The sequence below is a fragment of the Achromobacter sp. EG18 genome (assembly GCF_059759395.1).
Map to the genome: position 1 here is coordinate 4,051,224 of NZ_CM186213.1, position 23,064 is coordinate 4,074,287.

22 protein-coding genes are annotated in these 23,064 nt (G+C 66.7%); 11 read left to right on the plus strand and 11 right to left on the minus strand.

Features of this window, described 5'->3' with window-relative positions:
* Positions 1-154 precede the first annotated feature (154 nt).
* Positions 155-1,663: a threonine ammonia-lyase, biosynthetic gene (ilvA, locus tag AC6CR5_RS18510; protein WP_006389900.1), complete on the plus strand. Its 1,509-nt coding sequence runs from the start codon at positions 155-157 to the stop codon at positions 1,661-1,663.
* 160 nt (positions 1,664-1,823) lie between these two features.
* Here the strand turns inward: ilvA and AC6CR5_RS18515 are convergent, their stop codons facing one another.
* Entirely contained in the window at positions 1,824-2,948 is a 1,125-nt protein-coding gene (locus AC6CR5_RS18515; protein ID WP_241072078.1) for a porin, read from the minus strand.
* A gap of 431 nt (positions 2,949-3,379) precedes the next feature.
* Positions 3,380-3,763 (minus strand): DUF4148 domain-containing protein, encoded by a 384-nt coding sequence (locus AC6CR5_RS18520; protein ID WP_006389898.1) that lies wholly within the window; start codon positions 3,761-3,763, stop codon positions 3,380-3,382.
* 376 nt (positions 3,764-4,139) lie between these two features.
* On the opposite strand from AC6CR5_RS18520, the gene AC6CR5_RS18525 reads away from it, so the two are divergent.
* Positions 4,140-5,030 carry a LysR family transcriptional regulator gene (locus AC6CR5_RS18525; RefSeq protein WP_006389897.1) on the plus strand — a complete coding sequence of 297 codons (891 nt, stop codon included), beginning with the start codon at positions 4,140-4,142 and terminating at the stop codon, positions 5,028-5,030.
* Positions 5,031-5,060: 30 nt separating this feature from the next.
* On the opposite strand, the gene AC6CR5_RS18530 is transcribed toward AC6CR5_RS18525, so the two are convergent.
* The 8 genes from AC6CR5_RS18530 to purT all read right to left on the minus strand — a co-directional run bounded on the left by AC6CR5_RS18530 (position 5,061) and on the right by purT (position 14,146).
* Positions 5,061-5,612, minus strand: a complete 552-nt coding sequence (locus AC6CR5_RS18530) for an adenine phosphoribosyltransferase (RefSeq protein ID WP_006389896.1) — start codon at positions 5,610-5,612, stop codon at positions 5,061-5,063.
* 54 nt (positions 5,613-5,666) lie between these two features.
* Positions 5,667-7,364, minus strand: a complete 1,698-nt coding sequence (gene cydC / locus AC6CR5_RS18535; RefSeq protein ID WP_006389895.1) for a thiol reductant ABC exporter subunit CydC — start codon at positions 7,362-7,364, stop codon at positions 5,667-5,669.
* Entirely contained in the window at positions 7,361-9,106 is a 1,746-nt protein-coding gene (gene cydD, locus AC6CR5_RS18540) for a thiol reductant ABC exporter subunit CydD (RefSeq protein ID WP_498084805.1), read from the minus strand. Before cydD ends, cydC begins: the two co-directional genes overlap by 4 nt.
* Positions 9,103-9,228 (minus strand): cytochrome bd-I oxidase subunit CydX, encoded by a 126-nt coding sequence (gene cydX / locus AC6CR5_RS18545; RefSeq protein WP_020925984.1) that lies wholly within the window; start codon positions 9,226-9,228, stop codon positions 9,103-9,105. Before cydX ends, cydD begins: the two co-directional genes overlap by 4 nt.
* A 15-nt stretch (positions 9,229-9,243) precedes the next feature.
* Positions 9,244-10,395: a cytochrome d ubiquinol oxidase subunit II gene (gene cydB / locus AC6CR5_RS18550; RefSeq protein WP_238920560.1), complete on the minus strand. Its 1,152-nt coding sequence runs from the start codon at positions 10,393-10,395 to the stop codon at positions 9,244-9,246.
* Between the two features lie 13 nt (positions 10,396-10,408).
* Positions 10,409-11,983: a cytochrome ubiquinol oxidase subunit I gene (locus AC6CR5_RS18555; protein ID WP_006389891.1), complete on the minus strand. Its 1,575-nt coding sequence runs from the start codon at positions 11,981-11,983 to the stop codon at positions 10,409-10,411.
* A 129-nt stretch (positions 11,984-12,112) separates the two neighbouring features.
* A complete protein-coding gene (locus AC6CR5_RS18560; RefSeq protein WP_020925982.1) occupies positions 12,113-12,658 on the minus strand; it encodes a GbsR/MarR family transcriptional regulator in 546 nt (181 codons plus the stop codon).
* Positions 12,659-12,928: 270 nt separating this feature from the next.
* Entirely contained in the window at positions 12,929-14,146 is a 1,218-nt protein-coding gene (gene purT, locus AC6CR5_RS18565) for a formate-dependent phosphoribosylglycinamide formyltransferase (protein ID WP_026382131.1), read from the minus strand.
* Between the two features lie 105 nt (positions 14,147-14,251).
* Here purT and AC6CR5_RS18570 point away from each other — a divergent pair, with 105 nt between their 5' ends.
* The 9 genes from AC6CR5_RS18570 (at position 14,252) to AC6CR5_RS18610 (ending at position 21,774) form a co-directional block, all read left to right on the plus strand.
* The gene (locus AC6CR5_RS18570) at positions 14,252-15,241 is read left to right on the plus strand and encodes a KpsF/GutQ family sugar-phosphate isomerase (RefSeq protein ID WP_006389888.1); all 990 of its coding nucleotides are present in this window, start codon (positions 14,252-14,254) and stop codon (positions 15,239-15,241) included.
* Complete coding sequence (locus AC6CR5_RS18575) at positions 15,238-15,846, plus strand: KdsC family phosphatase (RefSeq protein WP_006389886.1); 609 nt, start codon at positions 15,238-15,240, stop codon at positions 15,844-15,846. Before AC6CR5_RS18570 ends, AC6CR5_RS18575 begins: the two co-directional genes overlap by 4 nt.
* A 31-nt stretch (positions 15,847-15,877) precedes the next feature.
* Positions 15,878-16,510, plus strand: coding sequence for an LPS export ABC transporter periplasmic protein LptC (gene lptC, locus AC6CR5_RS18580; RefSeq protein WP_006389885.1), 633 nt, complete (start codon positions 15,878-15,880; stop codon positions 16,508-16,510).
* A complete protein-coding gene (gene lptA, locus AC6CR5_RS18585) occupies positions 16,507-17,148 on the plus strand; it encodes a lipopolysaccharide transport periplasmic protein LptA (RefSeq protein ID WP_006389884.1) in 642 nt (213 codons plus the stop codon). Before lptC ends, lptA begins: the two co-directional genes overlap by 4 nt.
* Before the next feature lie 32 nt (positions 17,149-17,180).
* Complete coding sequence (gene lptB, locus AC6CR5_RS18590; RefSeq protein WP_035184247.1) at positions 17,181-17,975, plus strand: LPS export ABC transporter ATP-binding protein; 795 nt, start codon at positions 17,181-17,183, stop codon at positions 17,973-17,975.
* 220 nt (positions 17,976-18,195) lie between these two features.
* Positions 18,196-18,531, plus strand: a complete 336-nt coding sequence (gene hpf, locus AC6CR5_RS18595; RefSeq protein ID WP_006389882.1) for a ribosome hibernation-promoting factor, HPF/YfiA family — start codon at positions 18,196-18,198, stop codon at positions 18,529-18,531.
* A 386-nt stretch (positions 18,532-18,917) separates the two neighbouring features.
* The gene (locus AC6CR5_RS18600) at positions 18,918-19,373 is read left to right on the plus strand and encodes a PTS sugar transporter subunit IIA (protein ID WP_006389881.1); all 456 of its coding nucleotides are present in this window, start codon (positions 18,918-18,920) and stop codon (positions 19,371-19,373) included.
* A 19-nt stretch (positions 19,374-19,392) separates the two neighbouring features.
* Positions 19,393-20,319: an HPr(Ser) kinase/phosphatase gene (hprK, locus tag AC6CR5_RS18605; protein ID WP_006216298.1), complete on the plus strand. Its 927-nt coding sequence runs from the start codon at positions 19,393-19,395 to the stop codon at positions 20,317-20,319.
* A gap of 21 nt (positions 20,320-20,340) precedes the next feature.
* Positions 20,341-21,774 carry an aminotransferase-like domain-containing protein gene (locus AC6CR5_RS18610; protein ID WP_498084806.1) on the plus strand — a complete coding sequence of 478 codons (1,434 nt, stop codon included), beginning with the start codon at positions 20,341-20,343 and terminating at the stop codon, positions 21,772-21,774.
* On the opposite strand, the gene AC6CR5_RS18615 is transcribed toward AC6CR5_RS18610, so the two are convergent.
* Positions 21,775-23,058: a c-type cytochrome gene (locus tag AC6CR5_RS18615; RefSeq protein ID WP_110135051.1), complete on the minus strand. Its 1,284-nt coding sequence runs from the start codon at positions 23,056-23,058 to the stop codon at positions 21,775-21,777.
* Positions 23,059-23,064: the final 6 nt, after the last annotated feature.

Below are 23,064 nucleotides of genomic sequence, written 5' to 3' on the forward strand. Positions count from 1 at the left end.
GTGTAGCCGCGCGCGGCCGCGGCCGTCCGGTGCGTGGCGAAAGCGCCTGAAAACCCTCGGAGACGCGGCTTTCCCTGCAATAATCGCGCTCACACCACGGCGCGCGGGCCTGCCCGCGCCCCGCCCTCTTTCCGCTCCAACCCTCGCGCAGTCCATGTCCACCGATTATCTGAAACGCATCCTGACCTCCAAGGTCTACGACGTCGCGGTCGAATCGCCGCTTGAAGCCGCGCCGCTGTTGTCGCAGCGCATGGCGAACACGATCCTGCTCAAGCGCGAGGACACCCAGGCCGTCTTCAGCTTCAAGCTGCGCGGGGCGTACAACAAGATGGCCAACCTGGCGCCGGCGGCGCGCAACCGCGGCGTGATCGCGGCCTCGGCCGGCAACCACGCCCAGGGCGTGGCGCTGGCCGCGTCCCGGCTCGGCTGCCGCGCGGTCATCGTCATGCCCACCACCAGCCCGCAGGTCAAGATCGACGCGGTGCGCCGGCTGGGCGGCGAAGTGGTGCTGGCCGGCGAAAGCTTCTCCGATGCCTACGCCCACGCGCAGACGCTGGAGAAAAAGGAAAAACTGACCTTCGTGCACCCCTTCGACGATCCCGACGTGATCGCGGGCCAGGGCACGGTCGGCATGGAGATCCTGCGCCAGCATCCCGGCCCGATCGACGCCATCTTCGTGGCCATCGGCGGAGGCGGCCTGATCGCCGGCGTGGCCGCCTACATCAAACAGCTGCGCCCCGAGATCAAGATCATCGGCGTGCAGACCGAAGACTCCGACGCCATGCTGCGCAGCGTGCGCGCCGGCCGCCGCGTGCAGTTGAACGACGTGGGGCTGTTCTCCGATGGCACCGCGGTCAAGCTGGTCGGCGCCGAGACCTTCAAGCTCACCCGCAAGTACGTCGATGATTTCGTCGTGGTGGACACCGATTCCATCTGCGCCGCCATCAAGGACGTGTTCCAGGACACCCGCAGCGTACTGGAGCCGGCCGGCGCCATGGCCGTGGCGGGCGCCAAGCAGTACGCCGCCGAACACAAGCTCAAGGACAAGACGCTGGTGGCCATCGCCTGCGGCGCCAACATGAACTTCGACCGCCTGCGCTTCGTGGCCGAACGCGCCGAGGTCGGCGAGATGCGCGAGGCCGTCTTCGCCGTCACCATGCCGGAACAGCGCGGCAGCTTCCGCCGCTTCTGCGAACTGGTCGGCGAGCGCAGCGTGACCGAATTCAATTACCGCATCTCCGATTCCGACCGCGCCCATGTCTTCGTCGGCCTGCAGGTTTCAGCGCCGACCGAACCCGACAGGATTGCCGGCCACTTCCGCCGCCATGGCTTCGATACGCTGGACCTGACGCACGACGAAATGGCCAAGACCCACTTGCGCCACATGGTCGGCGGCCGCTCGGCGCAGGCGCGCGACGAGTTGCTGTACCGCTTCGAATTTCCCGAGCGGCCGGGCGCGCTGATGCGCTTTCTGAACGCGATGAACCCGGAATGGAACATCAGCCTGTTCCACTACCGCAACCAGGGCGCCGACTACGGCCGCATCCTGATCGGCATCCAGGTGCCGCCGGCCGACAAGAAGCAATTCCGCAACTTCGTGGCCGAGCTCGGCTATCCACACTGGAACGAGACCGACAACCCGGCCTACAAGCTGTTCCTGTAATTCCCGGTCCGGAAAGCGAGAGGGCCTCCAAACGGAGGCCCTGCCCTTCTTTGCTCAAGACCCGCCCGGCTGCAACCTGGAGGGGGGGTTCGCTGTCACTCGGCGGCTCACGGAGATGTGCCGCGCATTCAGCAAGGTGCAGCCAGGCCGGCGCCTGCGCTTAGAACCGGTGACGCAGACCCACCGCGAAGGCGGTGTCGCTGGCATCGCGCTGGAACGCGTAGTTGTCGGCGTAGGACGCATACGCATACAGGTTGGTGCGCTTGGTGAAGTCGTACGTGTAGCCCAGGCTGTAGACGTTGAAGGTCGCGTCGTCGCCGGTCAGCTTGTCGTTGCTCGGCGCGGCGCGCTGCCACGAGCCGAAGACAGCGTGGCGGCCCAGCGGCACGGTGGCGCCGATCATGTAGGAATTGGCGCGGAAGCCGTCGGCCAGCTTGAACGTGCCGAACTTCTGCATGCCGTCCGGCGTGGTGCCCATGTTCTGGCCTACGAACCAGCCGTCGCGAGTCTGGCCGAAAGCCGCCGCCACCTTGACCACCTCGAAGTCGTAGGTGCCGCCAATCAGGTACGACTGGATACGCGCGCTGGACTTGCCGCCGATGTTGTCATTGGACGGATTGAAGCGGTCATAGGCTGCCGCCAGGTTCAGCGGGCCGTTCAGGTATTGCACACCCGCGGTCAGCACACGGTTGTTGTTGCCCGTGGCAAAGCCGGTCTGGTGCTTTTCCTTGACGCCGTCTTCCACGCTGTCATCGGCGCTGAACGAATAGCCCACGCCGATCTTGAAGCCGTCCATGCTGGGGGTCTGGTACAGCACCATGTTGTCCAGGCGCATCGTGTTGGCGCTGCTGAACGTGGTGCCCAGGTTGGCGTTGTTGTAGCTGATCGAGAACGGGTCGATCGAGCCGAAGTACTTCGAGGCCAGGTTGGTCTGGCGGCCGAATTCCAGGCGGCCCCACGAGTCGCTGTCCAGGCCCACGGTGGCCTGGCGGCCCCAGAGACGGCCGCTTTGCAGCGACTGGCCGTTCATCGGGCCGAAGCCGCCTTCCAGGTTGAACACGGCGCGCAAGCCATCGCCCAGGTCTTCCGAGCCGCGCAGGCCGAAGCGCGAACCGCTGCTCACGCCCTGCACGCCGGCGACGCGGCTTTGCGAATTGCCGTTGAATTTGACTTTTTCGTAGCCGATACCGGCGTCGATCAAGCCGTACAGCGTCACGGAGTCGGCAGCCTGCGCGGCACCGGCAAAGCCGGTCAGCAACGCGACAGCCAATAGCGTCTTTTTCATGAGAGTCCTCGAAATGGCAAGATAAAGGCAATCCGCATCCGTACGGCGGGTTCCGCTTCGGGCTGCGTGCCGCTACGAAAAAGCGAGCGGCGTCTGCACTGAATCTAGTGTCGGACCTGGAACAATTTGAAGTAATCCGAATTTCGAAGAACTACTTTCCATGGGTGGGATAATGCGCGGCGGCAGCCGCTTCCGCACCTCGAGGAACGCGCTTTAACGTCTTGATATCAAATGCGAATTGTTGCTCGCAATCGCGCCGCGACGGCCTCCGCGACGTGGCCCGGCGGGCCGGGCGATCGACATCACCTGTTGCGCGAGCCGCACAATTTTTGCGGCATAAACACCACATGCGAGGCCACACGCAGCCTCCCGCATCAAAGGCAAAACCCCTTGCAGGGGCTTATGCCTCCATGCGGCGCGGCCGTGACGACTCAGCGCCCCTTGGGCGGGTAGTCGAGTTCACCGAAGGTGTATTCGCCGCGGGCCTTGGCCTGGGCCAGTTCTTCGCGCACCTGCTCGCGCGTCTTGCCCATGGCCTGCGGGGCGGCGGCACGCGGCGGGTAATCCAGCTCGCCGGTGGTGACCTGGCCGGCGGCCTTGGCGCTTTGCAGCTCCTGCTGGACCTGTTCGCGCGTCAGGTTGGTCTGCTGGGGAATGGCGGGGGGGTAATCCTGTTCGCCGAACGTGACCTGGCCGGCGGCCTTGGCGGCCTGCAGTTCCTGCTGGACCTGTTCGCGGGTCTTGCCTTCGGCGTGGGCGGCGGACATGCCCGCGAGCGTTGCGGTAACCATGATTGCGGTAGCTAGGGCTTTCATTGCGTTGACTCCATCCTAAACCTGGCACACCGTCCGCCGCCAGGGCGACGGCGGCAATGTGTCAATTCGATTGCTGGGGTGAAGTATCTGGCGATCAGGCCTTAGTAAAAACCCTTATTTTGGTGAACATATTTGCATATGCGGGACAATTGCCGAGCACATACGCGGAACCTGCGCATCAATTGCGCAATGCCGACCTTGCTCCGATGTGATCCGCCGTCGTCCATTCAGCTACGCGCCAGCCGTGTAACGAAAAATGGGCGCAGCCGCGCCCCGAAGTTTCTTTGTCCTAACTAAATAGACATTTCCACTGCCGGGACAATAATTCCATTTATCATATGACCCTGCCAGAAATGGAATTGAAATCGAGGGCTCCATGGACATCCAGCTTAACGACATCGCGCTTTTCGTCGAGGTCGCCAAGCGCAAGAACTTCAGCCATGCCGCGGAAGCCTTGAATATTCCGACGTCCACGCTGTCACGCCGTGTCAGCGAACTCGAGCGCAGCGTAGGCATGCGGCTGCTCAACCGCAGCACCCGCAAGATCGACCTGACCGAAGCCGGCGCCATCTATTTCGAGCGGTGCCGGCACATCGTCGAAGAAGCCCGCATCGCCCACGATCAGTTGCTCGATATGGCGGTGCAGCCCAAGGGCCGCCTGCGCATCTCGCTGCCGACCAGCCTGGCGCAGTTGTTCCTGCCCGCCGTGATCCGCGAATTCCGCGAACAGCATCCGGATATCGAGTGCGATTTCGATCTGAGCATGCGGCCGATCGATCCCATCAGCAATCCATTCGACCTGATCCTTCGATTCGGGCAGCAACCCGATTCCAGCCTGATTTCACGCAAGATCGTGCTGATGGCCCACCAGCTGTATGCCTCGCCGGATTACCTGGCACGCCACGGCGAACCGCGGGTGCCGGCCGACCTGACGCATCACGAATGCCTGCGGCCGACGATGCGCGACGAGTCATCCTTCTGGATGCTTCATTCAGGCGACAAGGTCGAGCGCGTGCAGGTCTCCGGGCGGCTGTCCGCCAACAACGTCGGCATGCTGGGACGCCTGGCCGGCCAGGGGCTGGGTATCACGCCACTGCTGGTGTTCGATGCAATGGAGCGCGCGATCAAGCAGGCCGGACTGGTGCGGGTGCTGCCCGACTGGAGCCTGACGCCGCTGCCCCTGTTCGCCTTGCTGCCGTCCCGCATGCTGCCCGCCAAGACCAAGGCCTTCCTGGACTTCATCCAGCCGCGGCTGTCGGACGCCTGAGCCCTTTTCCTTCGGGCTCGCCGCCGCGTTTCAGACGGACGCGCTGTCGTACTGACAGACGGTGTACAAGGGCGTGCCGGTGGCCGCGATCTTGGCCGAACCGCCCAGCTCGGGCAGGTCGATGATGGCGGCGGCCTCGACCACGTTCGCACCCAGGCGCTGCAACAGCTTGATCGCCGCCAACATGGTGCCGCCGGTGGCGATCAGGTCATCCACCAGCAGGACGCGCTGCCCCGTGCGCACGGAGTCCGTGTGCATTTCGACGGCGGCATTGCCGTACTCCAGCGAGTATTCCTCGGCCACCGTGCGATAAGGCAGCTTGCCCTTCTTGCGCACCGGCACGAAACCCAGGTTGAGTTCATAGGCCAGCACGCTGCCGATGATGAAACCGCGCGCGTCCACGCCGGCCACCAGGTCCAGGCGCTGGCGCATGTAGCGGTAGACGAAGAGATCGATCAGCACCCGGAACGCACGAGGATCCTGCAGCACCGGCGTGATGTCCCGGAAAATGATGCCGGGTTGGGGCCAGTCTGGAACGCTGCGGATGGTGCGCCGGATGTACTCGGCGTTGTCGGTCTGCATGGAAGACGGCCCTGAAGAATTGAAGCAACGCGAACTATAACCGCGCAACCGCGCTTAAGCCAGGATTGCCATCGCCGATGACACGTCATGCAACTGTCCGCCGCGCAATATGCAACAGCGGTCGACGGCGCCGGCGGGCAATGCGGCGTGCGTCGCCAACACGACCGTGCGCCCCTGCACCGCCTGCCCCAGGTCGGCGAAGAACGCGGCTTCGGCCGCGCCGTCCAGGCCGGCCGTCGGCTCGTCCAGCACGATGACCTCTGCCGGCGACAGCAAGGCGCGCGCCAGACACAGACGCCGCGCCTGGCCGGCGGACAATTGCGAGCCGGTCTCGCCGGTCCAGGTATCCAGGCCGTCGGGCAGGCCCCGCACGAACTCCCCCAGCCGGGCCGCGTCGAGGGCGCGCCACAGCGTGGCATCGTCGGCCTGCGGGTCGCCGATCAGCAGGTTGGTGCGCAGCGTTCCCAGGAACACCGGCGCATCCTGCGACAGCAAGGCGATGCGTCGATGCCAGTCGGCCTGGGCGCAGGCGCGGGCGTCCACATCGGCGTAGCGCACCTGGCCCGCCAGCGGATCCTCCAGGCGCAACAGCAGGTGCAGCAAGGTGGACTTGCCCACGCCGCTTTCGCCCAGGATCGCCACCCGTTCGCCGGGCTCCACCCGCAGGCGCAGATCGCGCAGCAATGGCGCGGGCGGCTCCGCCGACCTGGCCGGATAGGCGAACGTCAGGTCCACCACTTCCAATGCGCCGCGTCGCGGCAGCGGACTGGGCGCGGCCGGATCGCGCATGTCGGGTTCGCGCTGCGCCACATCGCGGATGCGCTGCGCGGCCGACAGGGCCGACCCCATGCGCGAGGCCCCGCGCATGATGGGACCCGCCACTTCGAAAATGCCGATCACGGCCAGCAGCAGGCCCGCCAGCAGCGGCCCCTCCAGCGCGCCGGCTTCATGCTGTGCCAGGCCGAACCACAGCAAGGCCACCAGCGACAGCCCCGCCGCCGCCTGCAGGAACCACTGTCCCCTGGCGGCCACCCGCGCCTGGCTGGCGCGCGCCCTGGCGCTGGTCTGGCACAGCCGTTCGAAATGCGCATGGGTCTGCGCCTGCGCGTGCAGCGCCACCATGTCGGCATGGCCATCGACCGCGTCCAGCGTCGCGGCGCGCAATCCGGCGGCGCTTTCCTGCGCCGCCGCGCCGGGCGCGCGCGCCGCCCGCAGCAGCCACAGCGGCACCAGCACGCAAACCGTCAGCAGGGCCAGCGCGAACACCAGCGCGGCCGCGGGCACCCAATAGCCCAGCACCGCCGTCAGCGCCGCGCCGGCCAGGATGGCGGTAGCCAGCGGCGCCAGCACGAACAGGAAGACGGTGTCCAGCGCATCGACATCGCCGGTCATGCGGGCCACCAGGTCGCCGCTGCGATAGCGCGCCAGCTGTCGTGGCGTCAACCGGATCAGCGCGGCGAACACCGCCGCGCGCAAATCCGCCAACAGGCGCAGCGTGGCCGCATGCCCGACCACGCGGTCGGCGTAGCGCGAAACGATCCGCAGGAACGACAGGCCGCGCACCAGCGCGGACGGCGCGAACAGGTTGAAGGCGCCCCCGGCGCCGGCCAGCGCCGCGCCGGTCAGGAACCAGCCCGACACGCCAAGCAGCCCCACGCCCGCGGCGACAGTCGCCAGGGCGCAGAACAACGCCAGCAGCAGCCCGCCCTTGCGGCGTGCGTAGAGCGGCAGGAGCAGCAATAGATTCTTCATGCGTCTTTCACTTGTGCATCGGCGATGCGCAGCACCCGCGGGAAACGCGCGGCGACCGCGGGCGAATGCGTGGCCAGCAACAGCGTCCGGCCGGCGGCGAATGCCAGGATCTCGTCCAGTACGCGCGCCTGTGTCGCCTCGTCCAGATGCGCGGTGGGTTCGTCCAGCAGGATCAGGCCCGGATCGCGCAGGAACAGCCGTGCCAGCGCGACGCGCTGCGCCTGGCCGCCCGACAGGCCATGTCCGCGACTGCCCAACAGCGTGTCCAGCCCCTGCGGCAGTCCGGCGGCAAACTCCAGCACACAGGCACGGCGGGCGGCTTCCCGCAGCGTCGCGTCGTCGGCCTGCGGACGGCCCAGGCGGATGTTGTCGGCAATCGAGCCGGCCAGCAGTTGCGGCTTCTGCCCGATCAAGGCCACGCGCGCGCGCAAATCGGCCTCGCCCCACTGATCCAGGGGCACCCCGTCCAGACGGATGTCGCCCTGGGCGGGGCGCAGTCGCGCGATCGCTTCGATCAGGGTCGACTTGCCGATGCCGCTGGGGCCCATCAGCGCCACATGTTCACCCGGCGCCAGCGTCAAGGCCACATCGGCCAACACCGGCGACGGCCGGCCAGGTGCCGTCACCGTCAGGCCGGCCACCGTTGCCGCAGCGCCGCCCGGCGGGCGCGCCAGCGGCGCATCGGACGCGGGCGCGACGCCCTCCTCCCGCGGCAGGCCATCGAACAACGTGGCGATCTGCGACACCGCCGCCAACGCCGTGGCGCGGTCATGATAGTGCGCCGCGAACTGGCGCAGCGGCGCATAGACTTCGGGCGCCATCAGCAGGCAGAACAACCCGGCCTGCAGCGTGAAAGGCGACCAGCGCAGGTCCAGGAAACCCAGGTAGCTCAGGCCGATGTAGACGGCCACGCCCGCCACGCCGAGCGCGGCAAAGAACTCCAGCACCGCCGAGGAAAGAAAGGCGATGCGCAGCACGGACATGGTGCGCTGGCGCAGCGCATCGCTGGCCGCGGCCACGGACGCCGCCTCGGCCTCGGCGCGACCGTACAGCTTGAGTGTCGACAGGCCGCGCATGCGGTCAGCGAAAAACCCCGACAGGCGGGCGAAAGCGCGCAAGTGGCGGCGGCTGGCGCCTTGCGCACCCCAGCCCACCAACGCCATGAACAAGGGAATCAGCGGCGCCGTGATCAACAACACCAACCCGGCGATCACGTCGACCGGCAGCAGCAATACCGAAAACGCCACCGGCAGCAGCGCCGCCGCGGCCATGGCCGGCAGGTACTTGGCGAAAAAGCCGTCGAGCGCCTCGACCTGATCCACCAGCGCGCTGGCGATTTCACCCGAGGCCTGTCTGCGGCTCCAGTCAGGTCCTTTTTGCAGCAGGCGCGCAAACAGGGCCTGGCGCACATGGCGCTTGATGCGTTCGGCGGCGTCCGCCCCGGCGCGCTCACCCGCCCAGGTAATGCATGCACGCACCAGGATCAGGGCCACGATGGCCAGGATCTGCCCCAGCAACTCCTGGCGCGCGACGTGCCGGACGATGGCGGCATCCAGCACGCTGGCCAGCAGCCAGGCCTGCGCCACCAGCAGCGCGCCCGACGCCAGGGGCGCGGCGCCGGCCAACATCAGCGGGAGCCGCGCCACCCCGGCCAGCGCCATCAACCAGCGCGATTGCTCGCGCGGCGGCTTGCGCAGGCTGGCCGAGGGATCGTGCTCCAGGCTGCTCGCGCGGCCGTTCACTCGTCGTCGCGGTTGGCGCGCGGGTCATGCGAGTGACCTTCGCGCAGCTCGAACCACATTGCATTAAGGATGGCGAACGCACACGCCAATCCCAGGCCGAGTACCCATGAGAAATACCACATGGTGCAGACTCCTTGTCAGTATGAGTTGGGCGTGTCGCCCACGGATGCGTGGGTCACCTTGCCCCGCATCACGCGGTACACCCAGGCGGTGTAGAGCGTCACGATGGGCAGGAAGATGACGACGGCGATCACCATGATCCACAACGTCATGTGGCTGGAGGAGGCGTCCCAGACCGTCAGGCCCGCCTTCGGGTTGCTGGACGAGGGCATCAGGAACGGGAACAGCGAAAAGCCGACTGTCAGGATGATCCCGGCGATCGATACCGCCGAGGCCAGGAACGACAGCACATTGGCGCGCAGCGTCAACAGCAGCAGCACCAGCACGGCGCCGGCCACGCCCAACGCCGGCGCGATCCACATCAGCGGCCACTTGGCGTAGTTGGCCATCCAGGCGCCCGGCGCCACGGCGACCGTCTTGAGCATGGGGTCCGACGGCCCTTGCAGGTCGACAGTGCTGGTGATCGCATGGCCGCCCAGCTTGGCCACCCAGAAGCCGCCCGCGACGAACAGCGCCAGCGTCAGCAGCGCGCACAGGCGGCCCCAGTTACGGGCCCGCGACGACACCGGGTCCTCGGTGCGCCACGCCAGCAGCACGGCGCCGTGCATGGCCAGCATCAACACACTCAACACGCCGCACAGCAGCGCGAAGGGCGTGAACAACTGGTAGAAATGGCCCTGGTACACCATGCGCAGCGCGTTGCCGTCGAACGTGAACGGCACGCCGAGGATGATGTTGCCCACGGCCACGCCAAACACCAGCGAGGCCACCACGCCCGAGAAGCACAGCACGCCGTCCCAACTGTTGCGCCAGCGCGTGCCTTCCATCTTGCTGCGGTACTTGAACCCGACCGGACGCAGGATCAGCGCGATCAGCGCCAGCATCATCGCCAGGTAGAAGCCCGAGAACGAAGCGGCATACAACAGCGGCCAGGCGGCGAAGATGGCGCCGCCCGCGGTGATCAGCCACACCTGGTTGCCTTCCCACACGGGGCCGACCACGTTGATCACCACGCGGCGTTCGGCATCGGTCTTGGCGACCACCGGCAACAGCGCGGCCACGCCCAGGTCGAAGCCGTCCATGACGGCAAAGCCGATCAGCAGCGCGCCCAGCAGCACCCACCAGACCACCCGCAAGGTGGCGTAGTCGAAAGGAATAAGGGTATCCATTGTTTCTCTCCCCTTAAGCGCGCACGGCGGCGTGGACGGGATCGGCGGCGGCGCTGGCCGGGGCCGGCGCGTCGGACTTCGGGCCCTTGCGCACGGCGTGCAGCATGACCTTCACGCCAATGATCAGCAGCGCGGTGTACAGCACCAGGAAGATCGTCAGGCTGATGGCCAGGTCGGCGATAGTCAGGCCCGATGCCGCGTAGTACGTCGGCAGCACGCCTTCGATCACCCACGGCTGGCGGCCGTACTCGGCCACGAACCAGCCGCTCTCGATGGCGACCCAGGGCAGGGGCAGGCTCCACAGCGCCACCTTCAGCAGGCCGCGACGGCTGTCCAGGCGGCCGCGCGAGGCCAGCCAGAACGCCACGCCGAAGAACAGGATCAGGTACATGCCCACGGCCACCATGATGCGGAACGCCCAGAACAGCGGCGCCACGTTCGGCACGGTATCCACCGCGGCCTTCTTGATGTCTTCCTCGGTGACCTTGCTCATGTCTGGCTGGTAGCGCTTGACCAGCAGCGCGTAGCCGAGATCGGGCCAGGTGCGGTCGAACACCATGCGCGCGTCGACGTCCTTGGGATTGGCGCGTATCTTCTGCAGCGCATCGTACGCCACCATGCCGTCGCGAATGCGGTTCTCGGCCCGCAGGATCAGGTCGTTGATGCCCAGCAGCGGCGTCGTCAGCGAACGCGTGCCGATGATGCCCATGACGTAGGGGATCTCGATGGCGAAGTCGTTCTTGCGTTCGGCCTGGTTGGGCAGCGCGATCAGGTTGAAGGACGCGGGCGCCGGCTCGGTGTGCCACATGGATTCCATGGCCGCGATCTTCATCTTCTGGTGCTCGGTGGTGAGATAACCGCTTTCGTCACCCAGCACCACCACCGACAGCGCAGAAGCCAGGCCGAAGCTGGCGGCCACCGCCATCGAGCGCTTGGCCAGGTCGGTGTGGCGGCCCTTGAGCAGGTACCAGGCGCTGATCGCCATGACGAACATGGCGCCCGCGACGTAGCCCGCGCTGACCGTGTGCACGAACTTGGCCTGCGCCACCGGGTTGAAGATCACCGCGGCGAAGTCGGTCATTTCCATGCGCATGGTGTCGGGGTTGAACACCGCGCCCACCGGGTTCTGCATCCAGCCGTTGGCGATCAGGATCCACAGCGCCGAGAAGTTGGTGCCGAACGCCACCAGCCAGGTCACCACCAGGTGGCTGACCTTGGACATGCGGTTCCAGCCGAAGAAGAACAGGCCGACGAAGGTGGCTTCCAGGAAGAAGGCCATCAGCCCTTCGAGCGCCAGCGGCGCGCCGAAGATGTCGCCCACGTAGTGGCTGTAGTACGACCAGTTCATGCCGAACTGGAACTCCATGACCACGCCCGTGGCCACGCCCAGCGCGAAGTTGATGCCGAACAGGGTGCCCCAGAACATTGTCATCCGCTTCCAGATGGGGCGGCCAGTCATGACGTACACGCTCTCCATGATGGCCAGGATGAACGACAGGCCGAGCGTGAGGGGGACGAAGAGGAAGTGGTACAGCGCGGTCGCGGCAAACTGGAATCGCGACAGGTTGACGACGTCGAGATCAATCATTGAGGCGCTCCCTTGCAGGTGAGTAGCCACAGCAACCGGCATGGTTCCCAGGCCGACTCTGGCGCCATGATAAGGGCGTTGTATACAGCTTCATAGAGGTTTCCTGAAAAAAACGGGGCAGATCAAAAATCAACCCTTGCCCCGCAACTTGCCGGCGAAGCCCAGCACTTTCTGCACCTTCGAACCCAGTTTCATCAGGTTCTGCAGTGTCTCCGGCGGCAGACGTTGAACCTCATCGAACCATCCGGTGGACAGTTCGATGAGCTCCAGCATTTCGGTCATGCGCTGCTGGGCGTAGGCGCCATCGGGCCCGCTCGGGGGCTCGAGCAGCGTGTCGCGCAGCAGGGTCAGGGTGGGATCGATCTCGCGCTTGCGCTTTTCTTCCATGAGGATGCGGAAGATCTCCCACACATCCTTGGGGGTCTCGAAGTAGTCGCGGCGGTCGCCGACCTGGTGCACCAGCTTCACCAGGCGCCAGGACTGCAGTTCCTTCAGGCCCAGGCTGACGTTCGAGCGGGAAAAGCCGAGCGTTTCGGCGATGTCGTCGGCATGCAGGGGCTGGGGCGCCAGGAACAGCAAGGCGTAGATCTGGCCGACGGTGCGGTTCACGCCCCAACGGCTGCCCATTTCGCCGAAGTGCAGGACGAAACGTTCGTTTTGGGGGGTAAGCACCATGAGGAATCCAGGCCGACAAATGCAACGGCGCAAACATAAATAGTTACGCCGTTTTCAGAAATTCCTGAAATTATCGAACAAACTGTGCGAAAACACAAACCACACTCCCGGTGGGGGCAAGACCGCAAGCGCAGCGTATTCAACCGCTTTCGCCGTGGATTCAATCGGCGTTTGTTGCGGCCGAACGACGAAAAAAAGCCACCGGCCGGTGGGGCGGTGGCGGGAAACAACGGGAAGCCGGGCGCCAAGCGCCCGGGAAAAGCGGGAAGCTCAGCCGGCCTTGACGGTCACGGCGGCGGAAACGCGCTTGGCCTTGGCACGGGCCGCCGCGACGTCGTCGGCCACGGCCAGGCCCACGCCCATGCGGCGCTTGACGAAGGATTCGGGCTTGCCGAACAGGCGGATATCGGTGCCGGGCTCGGCCAGAGCCTGCGCCACGTTGTGGAACGACACGGCCTGGGCGTCGACGCCGCCATAGATGACGCTGCTGGCGCCGGGCTGGCGCAGCGAGGTGTCCACCGGCAGCCCCAGCAGGGCGCGGGCGTGCAGCTCGAATTCGTTCTGGGCCTGGGTGATCATGGTGACCATGCCCGTATCGTGCGGCCGCGGGCTCACTTCCGAAAACCAGACCTGGTCACCGGCCACGAACAGTTCGACACCGAAGATGCCCAGCCCGCCCAATTCCGCCGTGACCGCCGACGCGATCTCGCGGGCCCGCGCCAGCGCGGCCGGCGACATGGGATGCGGCTGCCAGCTTTCGACATAGTCGCCGTCGACCTGCTTGTGGCCGATCGGCTCGCAATAGCGGGTCTCGACCTGGCCGTCGGCGCCACGGGCGCGGACGGTCAACAGTGTGATTTCGTAGTCGAAGCGAATGAAGCCCTCGACGATGGCGCGGCCGCCGCCGACCCGGCCGCCTTCCTGGGCGTAGCGCCAGGCGGACGCGACCTCTTCGGGCGCCTTGATGAGGGACTGGCCCTTGCCGGACGACGACATGACCGGCTTGATGACGCAGGGATAGCCGATGCCGCCATCGATGGCCTGGCGCAACTCGTCTTCCGTGTCGACGAAGGCATAGGGCGACGTGGGCAGGCCCAGGGTCTCGGCCGCCAGACGGCGGATGCCCTCGCGGTTCATGGTCAGTTGCGCCGCCCGGGCGGTCGGCGTGACCCGCGCCACGCCGGCCGATTCGAGCTGCACCAGCAAATTGGTGGCAATGGCCTCGATTTCGGGGACAATAACGTGCGGCTGCTCCTGCCGGATGACCTTTTCCAGGGCTTCGGGATCCGTCATCGACACCACATGCGCGCGATGCGCCACCTGGTGTCCGGGCGCGTCCGCATACCGGTCCACCGCAATGACTTCCACGCCCAGCCGCTGCAGGGCGATGATGACCTCTTTGCCCAGTTCGCCCGACCCGAGCAGCATGACGCGGGTGGCCAGGGGGGACAGGGGCGTGCCGAGGACGGGACTGGGAATGCTGGACATGGAGCGGGCCTGGAAAGGAAAGAGTGATAGCCGGATGAAAGAGCCGCCAGGATGCCATACCCCCCAGCCCGGGGCAAACCCGCAACCTGATATTAAAATCCCCTGATGACCGACCATCCCACCACATCGTCCGAGACCGCGCTGGCATCTGCGCGCAGGACGTTGCAAATCGAAAGCCAGGGCATCCTGGACCTGTCCGCCCGGCTCGACGACAGCTTCGCGCAGGTCGTCGCCATGCTGCTGGCCTGCCGCGGCCGCGTCGTGGTCAGCGGCATCGGCAAGACCGGCCATGTGGCCCGCAAGATCGCGGCGACGCTGGCCTCCACCGGCACACCCGCCTTCTTCGTGCACGCCGCCGAGGCGGTGCACGGCGACCTGGGCATGATCACCCGCGACGACGTCCTGATCGCCATTTCGTACTCCGGCTCCGGCCAGGAATTGCTGACCATCCTGCCTGTCGCCCGCCGCATGGGCGCGGGCCTGGTCGCCATCACGGGCAATCCGCAGTCCGAACTGGCCCTGCTGGCCGATGTCCACCTGGACGCCAGCGTGGCCCAGGAAGCGTGCCCCCTGAACCTGGCGCCCACTGCCAGCACCACGGCCGCCCTGGCGCTGGGCGACGCCCTGGCGGTGGCCTGCCTCGAAGCGCGCGGCTTCGGCCCGCAGGATTTCGCCCGCTCGCATCCTGGCGGCGCCCTCGGCCGCCGCCTGCTGACCCACGTGCGCAACGTCATGCGCCAGGGCGACGCCCTGCCCGTGGTGGCCCTGGGCACGCCGGTGGCGCAGGCACTCGAGGTCATGTCCGCCAAAGGCATGGGCATGACGGTCGTATGCGACCCGCAGCGCCGCCCCGTGGGCATCTTCACTGACGGCGACCTGCGTCGCCTGATCGCGCGCTACGGCGACATCCGCAGCCTGAACGTCGAGGCCGGCATGACACGCTCGCCGCGCAGCATCAACCCGGACGCGCTGGCCGTCGAGGCCGCGCGCCAGATGGACGAACTGCGGCTCAATCACATGCTGGTGCTGGATGCCGATGGCAGCCTGCTCGGCGCCCTGCACATGCATGACCTGATGGCCGCCAAAGTGGTATGACTATGACTCTTCCTCCCTCGATCACCCACCCCGCCGAAGCGCTGGTCCTTGCCCGCATCCCGCCGGGCGTGCGCGAACGCGCCGCCGCCGTGCGCCTGATGGTCTTCGACGTGGACGGCGTGCTCACCGACGGCAGCCTGTATTACGGGGAAAGCGGCGAAGTGCAGAAACGCTTCCATGCGCTGGACGGCCACGGGCTGCGCCTGCTGATGGAAGGCGGCCTGAAGGTCGCTCTGATGACCGGCCGCTCCGGCCCGATCGTGGCGCGCCGCGCCGCCGAACTGGGCATTTCCGAGATCATGCAGGGCGTGCGCGACAAGGGTGCCGCATTGGCCGAACTTGCGCAGCGCAGCGCGGTCCAACTGAACCAGACCGGCTACATGGGCGACGACATCATCGACCTGCCGGCAATGCAACGCGCGGGTTTCGCCGCCAGCGTGCCGAATGCGCCGGGCTATGTCAGCCAGGCGGCCCACTGGATCGCCACGCAGCCTGGCGGCGGTGGCGCGGTCCGCGAGTGCTGCGACCTGCTGCTGGCTTCCCAGGGCCGGCTGGGCGGATTCCTGGCCGCGCCGGGGCTGCTCGGCCCGGGCGCCATCCAGTAAGCGCGCCCCCAAACCTCGCTTCGCACACCTGATGAAAGATCGTTTCCCTTCCCTGATCGCGCTGTTCCTGCTGCTGGTGCTGGTCGCCAGCACGTATTGGGCCGCCGACTACGCGCAACGGGCCATCCAGACGGATCCGCCGCGCCGCGTCACGCACGAAATGGACGCCTGGTCGCGCAATTTCGTGATGCTGCGCACCGACCCGACCGGTCGCCCCATCAACCGGCTGGAAGGCGATTACGCCGAGCATTTCCCCGACGACGATTCGTACCACATCACCCAACCGCGGGCCGTCGGCCAGCGCGAAGCCAGTCCCATCACCGTGGGCGTGTCCAAGACCGCCGTCATGGAGCAGGGCGGCAAGCGCATCGTCATGAATGGCGACGCCCACGTGCACCGCCAGCCCGACGCCAACAACGACGTGCTGGACGTGCGCAGCCAACAGCTGATCCTGCTGCCCGACGAAGACGTGGTGTACACCGACCTGCCGGCCGAGGTCATCAAGGGACGCTCGCGCATGAACGGCAAGGGTATGCACTACAACAACAAGACACGCCAACTGCAGGTATCGGCCTCCACGGACGTGGAGATCGCCGGCTCGGAGAACAAGCCGCGCCGCCAGGCCGACAGCCCTGCCAACACCTCTGACCAGAAGAAACCATGACCGACTTCCGGATTCGCATTGCCCCCACCACGCGCCTGCTGGGCGCGGTGCTGCTGATGGCATCGGCGGTTGCGCCGGCGCTCGCCGCCGACCCCAAGCCGGCCGCCGGCGCAAGCAAGACCGCGCCCGCCGAGGAACCCACCACCACGATCCTGTCGGACACGCTGCATTACGACGACGTGAAAAAGCAGAGCGTCTTCACGGGCAACGTCAACATGACGCGCGGCCTGATGACGCTCACCTCCGACAACCTGGAAATGCGCGAAGACGCCGCGGGCAACCAGTACGGCACGGCGACCGCCAACAAGGGCAAGGTCGTGACCATCCGCCAGGAACGTCCCGAGAACTTCGAACTGATCGAAGGCAAGGGCCTGCGCGCCGAATACGACGGCACCAAGAGCACCTTCGACCTGATCGGCCAGGCCGTGGTGGTGCGCTATGTCTGTGGTAAGCCGTTTGACACGATTCGCGGCGACCGGGTGCGTTACAACGAGAAAAGCGGCACCTACGAGGCCCAGGGAGGCCCGAACTCGTCCGCCGCCGGCGGTCGGGTGCGCTCGGTGGCCGAGCCGCGCGCCAAGTCCGATGCCGCGATCGCCGAGTGCCGCAAGCAGCAAGAATCGAAGAAGGGGCGCTGAAGCGCCTCCCACGTTATCCACACGCAGCCACGATGAACCAACCCTCTGTGCAGACTCCCGTGACCTCCGCCCCTTCGGGCGTCAAGCAGGGCAGCCTGCGCGCAACCGGCTTGCGCAAGACCTACAACGGCCGCACCGTGGTGCAGGACGTGTCCCTGTCCGTCTCCAGCGGCGAAGTGGTCGGCCTGCTCGGCCCCAACGGCGCGGGCAAGACCACCAGCTTCTACATGATCGTCGGGCTGGTGCCGGCCGACGCCGGCCGCATCGAGATCGACGGCTCGGTGATCACCGCGATGCCGATCCACAAGCGCGCCCGCATGGGACTGTCGTACCTGCCCCAGGACGCCTCGGTGTTCCGGCGCCTGACGGTCGAGCAGAACATCCGCGCCGTGCTCGAATTGCAATTGGGGCCGGACGGCCGCACGCTGTCTACGCCCAAGATCAATGAACAGATGGAACTGCTGCTCGAAGAGCTGCAGATCGGCCATATCCGCAGCAACGCCGCCATCTCGCTGTCGGGCGGCGAACGCCGCCGGGTCGAAATCGCGCGCGCGCTGGCCACCAGCCCGCGCTTCATCCTTCTGGACGAGCCCTTCGCGGGCGTGGACCCGATCGCCGTGATCGAGATCCAGCGCATCGTGCGTTTCCTGAAGGGCCGCGGCATCGGCGTGCTGATCACCGACCACAACGTGCGCGAAACGCTGGGCATCTGCGACCGCGCCTACATCATCAGCGAAGGCAAGGTGCTGACCGACGGTCACCCCGACGAAATCGTCGGCGATCCGGCCGTTCGGCGCGTCTACCTGGGCGAACACTTCCGCATGTAACACCCCGATTGGGGAAAGTCCCAGGGTCCGCGACGGCCCCTGGGGCACACCCCTGGGCGGCCGCCATGAAAATGCCATGAACTTGCGCTAGGTCAGCTTGTTTTATCGGCCCGAGTCTATACACTAGTATCAAACGAACCCCTCGAACAAGGAGAACGCCTAACGACCCCACCGCGCCTTCCGCGCACCATTTTTTCCTCTTTTAGAAGGAGAGCACACTATGAACCTGAGCATCTGCGGTCGTCACCTCGACGTCACCCCGGCCATCCGGGAATATGTCATGAACAAACTGGCGCGAGTGCTGCGGCATTTCGATCACGTCATCGATACCCAGGTCATGCTCTCAGTAGAGCCCCTGCGGCACAGAGCCGAAATCACCATGCGTCTTAGTGGCAAGGACATTCATTGTGAAGCAACCGATGAAAACCTCTACGCCGCGATCGACCTTCTTGCTGACAAAGTCGACCGTCAGGTCATCAAGCACAAGGACAAGGTACGAAGCCACTCGGCAGAGTCCGTGAAGCGGCAAGCGGCGAGCCTCTCGCCAACCCAGTAACAACGCGCTTCATGATCCGCTCGCCGTGCGAGCCAGGAAACAGCAATCGTTGAATCCTGCCTAAGTCCCGGTGTCCCGCTAGACGCATCGTCCAGCCGGGGCATCGGCAAACTCCCTCCCTCAGTCCCTTCTCTTTGTCCCCCGATTCCCCGGCACATGGCCGCGGAGCGCCGTGTACTCCCCGAATATCCGCTCGCAGCGAGCACGCCATACCCTGCTGGTATACCTACCTGCGCACGAAGAATGCCCACAACGCGGCGCTATCGGTCTATGCTGTCGCTCTCGTGCCGGGAGCGGCGGCCTGATCCAGGAGGGTGCGGACCGCCAGGAAAGTGCCTCCCACCGGAGTTTTTTTGCAGTGCGTCATATAACCCTATAATGACCCGATGAATCATTTGTCGCGCATCCTTCCCGCCGGCAACGTCGTCCTCGATATGCTCGCTACGAGCAAGAAACGCGCGTTCGAACAGGCTGGCCTCCTCTTTGAAAACAACCACGGCTTGGCACGCGCGCTCGTGTTCGACAGCCTGTTTGCACGGGAACGCCTGGGCTCGACGGCACTGGGCCAGGGCGTTGCCGTGCCGCACGGCCGGGTCAAGGGCCTGGAGCAGGCGCTGGCCGCCTTCATCCGCCTGGCGCAGCCCATCACGTTCGACGCACCGGACGGCCAGCCCGTCTCGATGCTGCTCTGTCTGCTGGTGCCGGAAACCGCCACGCAACAACACCTGGACATCCTGGCCGAACTGGCGCAACTGATGTCCAACAAGGCCCTGCGCGAGGCCCTGGCCACCGAGCCGGATCCGGCCGTCGTGCACAAGATGCTCACCACCGGCCAACTCTGACCCTCGCGGAAACGCTGCCATGCTCACGGTGCAGGAACTCGTCGACGACAACGCCGACAAAATCCCCTTCAACTGGATTTCCGGCCAGGGGGCCGCGGACCGCGCGATTCCCGATGACGGCATGGCGGCCGCCGACCTGGTGGGCCACCTGAACCTGATCCACCCGTCGCGCATCCAGGTGTTCGGCCAGGAGGAACTGGCGTACTACACGCGCTTCGACCTGCGCCGCCGCATGCACCACATGGACGAGCTGCTGATCGGCGGCGTGCCGGCCATCCTGCTGGCCGACGGCCTGACGCCGCCGCAGGATCTGGTGGACCAATGCGACCAGCACCAGGTGCCGCTGCTGTCCACTCCCGTGGCGGCCGCGCAGCTGATCGACCTGCTGCGCATCTACCTGGGCAAGAAGCTCGCGCCCACCACCACCGTGCATGGCGTGTTCCTGGACGTGCTGGGCCTGGGCGTGCTCATCACCGGCGAATCCGGCCTGGGCAAGAGCGAACTGGCGCTGGAGCTGATTTCGCGCGGCCACGGCCTGGTGGCCGACGACGCGGTCGAATTCTCGCGCACCGCGCCCAACATGATCGAAGGCCACTGCCCGCAGCTGCTGCAGAACCTGCTGGAAGTGCGCGGCCTGGGCCTGCTGGATATCCGCACCATCTTCGGCGAGACCTCGGTGCGACGCAAGATGCGGCTGAAGCTGATCGTGCACCTGGTGCGCGCCACCGCGCAGGACAAGTTCGAACGCCTGCCGCTGCAGGACATCACCCAGGACATGCTGGGCCTGCCCGTGCGCAAGGTCATGCTGCAGGTGGCCGCCGGCCGCAACCTGGCGGTGCTGGTCGAAGCCGCCGTGCGCAACACCATCCTGAAGCTGCGCGGCATCGACACCCTGGGCGAATTCATGGAACGCCAGGCCATGGCGATCCTGCAAAGCAGCAAGTAACGCGCGTCGCCCCGCGGCACCGTGAGCCTGTACGAGAAACTCGCCAACGAGATCGCCAAGTCGATCCGCGACGGCGTGCTGCGCGTGGGCGACAAGCTGCCCTCGGTGCGCGATGCCTGTTCCAGCCGCGGCGTCAGTCCGTCGACGGTATTCCAGGCCTATTACCTGCTGGAAGCGCGCGGCCTGGTCCGCGCCCGCCCCCGCTCCGGCTACTACGTCAATGCGCGCGACGACAGTCTGCCGCCCGAACCTGACACGTCCTGTCCCGACGGCGAATCGACCGAGCTGGCGATCAGCGAGCGCATCTTCGACATCCTCGATTCCGTGCGCAACCGCGACGTCACGCCGCTGGGCTCGGCCTTTCCGTCGCCGCTGCTGTTCCCGCTGCCGCGGCTGGCCCAGGCCATGTCGGCCCATCTCAAGCGCCAGGCCCCGCTGGACACGATAGAAGACCTGTCGCCCGGCAACCCCGGCCTGCGCCGGCAGATCGCGCTGCGCTACCTGATCGCCGGCATCAACGTGCCGGCCAACGACATCGTGGTCACCAATGGCGCGCTGGAAGCGCTCAACCTGTGCCTGCAGGCCGTGGCCGAACCGGGCGACACGGTCATCGTCGAAGCGCCGACCTTCTACGGCGCCCTGCAGGCGCTGGAGCGCCACGGCCTGAAAGCGCTGGAAGTGCCCACGCATCCGCGCACCGGCGTGGACCTGGAGGCCATGGAAACGGCGATCAAGCGCCACCGGCCCAAGGCCTGCTGGCTGATGACGCAGTTCCAGAATCCGCTGGGCAGCCTGATGCCCGAGGAAAAGAAGCGGCAGCTGGTCGAGCTGCTGGCGCGCCACGAAATCGCGTTGATCGAGGACGACGTCTACGGCGAGCTGTACTTCGGCGCGGCCCGGCCGGTGCCTGCCAAGGCCTTCGACAAGCACGGGCTGGTGCTGCACTGTTCGTCGTTCTCCAAGTGCCTGGCGCCGGGCTACCGCATCGGCTGGGCCAGCGCCGGCCGTTATACGCAGCGCGTGCAGCGCCTGAAACTGTCGTCCACCCTGTCGGCGTCCGGTCCGGCCCAGGGCGCGCTCGCCGAATACCTGGAGCAAGGCGGCTACGACCGCCACCTGCGCCGGCTGCGCGAAACGCTGCAGGCCCAGCAGGACCTGATGGCCAATGCGATCGCGCGCGAGTTTCCCGCCGGGACCCGCGTGACGCGTCCGCAGGGCGGTTTCTTCCTGTGGCTGGAAATGCCCGCGGCGGTGGACGCGCTGGCGCTGCACCGGCAGGCGCTGGCGCGCGGCATCAGCGTGGCGCCGGGACCGATCTTCTCGGCCAGCGGGCAATTCGGCAACGCCCTGCGGCTGAACTACGGCCATCCATGGGACGACGGCAAGGCTGACGCCGTCCGCGTCCTGGGCGAGATGGCGCGCGCGGCCTGCAGCCAGGCGACGCGGCCCTCCTGATCAGTTGCGGGTTGAGGCGGCGCGGGCGCGCTTGACCTCCAGCGGCGTCACGCCCCCCGCCTGGTTGCCCCAGCTGTTGCGGATGTAGGACACCAGCATGGCGACATCATTGTCATTGAGCAGTTGGCCGAACGGCGGCATGCCGTGGGGCCGCGGATTGGCCGCGGTAGCCGGCGCGAAGCCGCCATCCAGCACCATGCGTATGGCATTGAGCGGAGACGGCGCCGTCACGGTCGGGTTGCCGGCCAGCGCGGGCCAGGCGCCCGCGCTGCCCTCGCCCGCCGGCTGGTGGCACTGCGCGCATTGCTGGCGGTAGATCTTGCCGCCAAGCTCCATCGCCGCGGGCGCGACCGCGGCGCTCGCGACCGCGGCCGGCGCCGGAGTCGACGGCAACGATTTGAGATACACGCCCATCGCCAGCGCGTCGGCATCGCTCAGGTGCTGCGTGCTGCCCAGCACCACCTCGGCCATGGGGCCGCTGGCGCTGGAGTGGGCCGCGATGCCGGTGCGCAGCAGCGCCGCGATGTCTTCGGCCGACCAGCGCCCCAGGCCCGTCTGCGGATCGTTGGTCAAGGGCGGCGCATACCAGTCCAGCATGGGAATGATGCCGCCAGCCAGGCCGTCGGCCGCGCGCGTCGCGCCCAGGCTGTTGCGCGGCGCATGGCAGGCGGCGCAGTGACCCAGGCCCTCGACCAGGTAGCGTCCGCGGTTCCACTGGGTCGACTGGCCCGGATCGGCCTCCTGCACGCCAGGGCGGAAATACAGGGCGCGCCACGCCGCCAGCAGGATGCGCTGGTCGTACGGGAAATCGAGTTCCGGCGCGCGGCTCGGCCGTTCGACCGGCGTGACCGTACGCAGATAGGCGAACAGGGCGTCCGAGTCGGCACGCGTGACGCGGGTGTATTCGGTGTACGGGAAGGCCGGATACAACAGCGTGCCGTCGCGCGACTTGCCGTTGTGCAGCGCTTGCCAGAAATCATCCGCGCTCCAGGCGCCGATGCCGGTCTTCTCGTCGGGCGTGATGTTGGGGCCGTAGATCGTGCCGAATGGCGTCGGAATGGCGGTGCCTCCGGCATACGCCTGGCCCCCGCGCGCGGTATGGCAGGCCATGCAATTGCCGGCCAGGGCGAGGTAGCGGCCGCGCTCGATGCGCTGCTGCGGATCGGCCGGCGCCTCGGTCGGGCCGGTGCTGGCATCGTCGCGCGTGCCTTGCCAATAGAGAATGCCGACCGCCAACGCGGCCAGCGCCAACAGGATGCCGAGGAGTCGCTTCATCAGTTTCATGGCGTG

Bases quoted from the DNA above. Each gene is read 5' to 3' on its own strand.
- ilvA (WP_006389900.1), top strand. From the start codon at position 155: ATGTCCACCGATTATCTGAAACGCATCCTGACCTCCAAGGTCTACGAC.
- AC6CR5_RS18515 (WP_241072078.1), bottom strand. From the start codon at position 2,948: ATGAAAAAGACGCTATTGGCTGTCGCGTTGCTGACCGGCTTTGCCGGT.
- AC6CR5_RS18520 (WP_006389898.1), bottom strand. From the start codon at position 3,763: ATGAAAGCCCTAGCTACCGCAATCATGGTTACCGCAACGCTCGCGGGC.
- AC6CR5_RS18525 (WP_006389897.1), top strand. From the start codon at position 4,140: ATGGACATCCAGCTTAACGACATCGCGCTTTTCGTCGAGGTCGCCAAG.
- AC6CR5_RS18530 (WP_006389896.1), bottom strand. From the start codon at position 5,612: ATGCAGACCGACAACGCCGAGTACATCCGGCGCACCATCCGCAGCGTT.
- cydC (WP_006389895.1), bottom strand. From the start codon at position 7,364: ATGAAGAATCTATTGCTGCTCCTGCCGCTCTACGCACGCCGCAAGGGC.
- cydX (WP_020925984.1), bottom strand. From the start codon at position 9,228: ATGTGGTATTTCTCATGGGTACTCGGCCTGGGATTGGCGTGTGCGTTC.
- cydB (WP_238920560.1), bottom strand. From the start codon at position 10,395: ATGGATACCCTTATTCCTTTCGACTACGCCACCTTGCGGGTGGTCTGG.
- AC6CR5_RS18555 (WP_006389891.1), bottom strand. From the start codon at position 11,983: ATGATTGATCTCGACGTCGTCAACCTGTCGCGATTCCAGTTTGCCGCG.
- AC6CR5_RS18560 (WP_020925982.1), bottom strand. From the start codon at position 12,658: ATGGTGCTTACCCCCCAAAACGAACGTTTCGTCCTGCACTTCGGCGAA.
- purT (WP_026382131.1), bottom strand. From the start codon at position 14,146: ATGTCCAGCATTCCCAGTCCCGTCCTCGGCACGCCCCTGTCCCCCCTG.
- AC6CR5_RS18570 (WP_006389888.1), top strand. From the start codon at position 14,252: ATGACCGACCATCCCACCACATCGTCCGAGACCGCGCTGGCATCTGCG.
- AC6CR5_RS18575 (WP_006389886.1), top strand. From the start codon at position 15,238: ATGACTATGACTCTTCCTCCCTCGATCACCCACCCCGCCGAAGCGCTG.
- lptC (WP_006389885.1), top strand. From the start codon at position 15,878: ATGAAAGATCGTTTCCCTTCCCTGATCGCGCTGTTCCTGCTGCTGGTG.
- lptA (WP_006389884.1), top strand. From the start codon at position 16,507: ATGACCGACTTCCGGATTCGCATTGCCCCCACCACGCGCCTGCTGGGC.
- lptB (WP_035184247.1), top strand. From the start codon at position 17,181: ATGAACCAACCCTCTGTGCAGACTCCCGTGACCTCCGCCCCTTCGGGC.
- hpf (WP_006389882.1), top strand. From the start codon at position 18,196: ATGAACCTGAGCATCTGCGGTCGTCACCTCGACGTCACCCCGGCCATC.
- AC6CR5_RS18600 (WP_006389881.1), top strand. From the start codon at position 18,918: ATGAATCATTTGTCGCGCATCCTTCCCGCCGGCAACGTCGTCCTCGAT.
- hprK (WP_006216298.1), top strand. From the start codon at position 19,393: ATGCTCACGGTGCAGGAACTCGTCGACGACAACGCCGACAAAATCCCC.
- AC6CR5_RS18615 (WP_110135051.1), bottom strand. From the start codon at position 23,058: ATGAAACTGATGAAGCGACTCCTCGGCATCCTGTTGGCGCTGGCCGCG.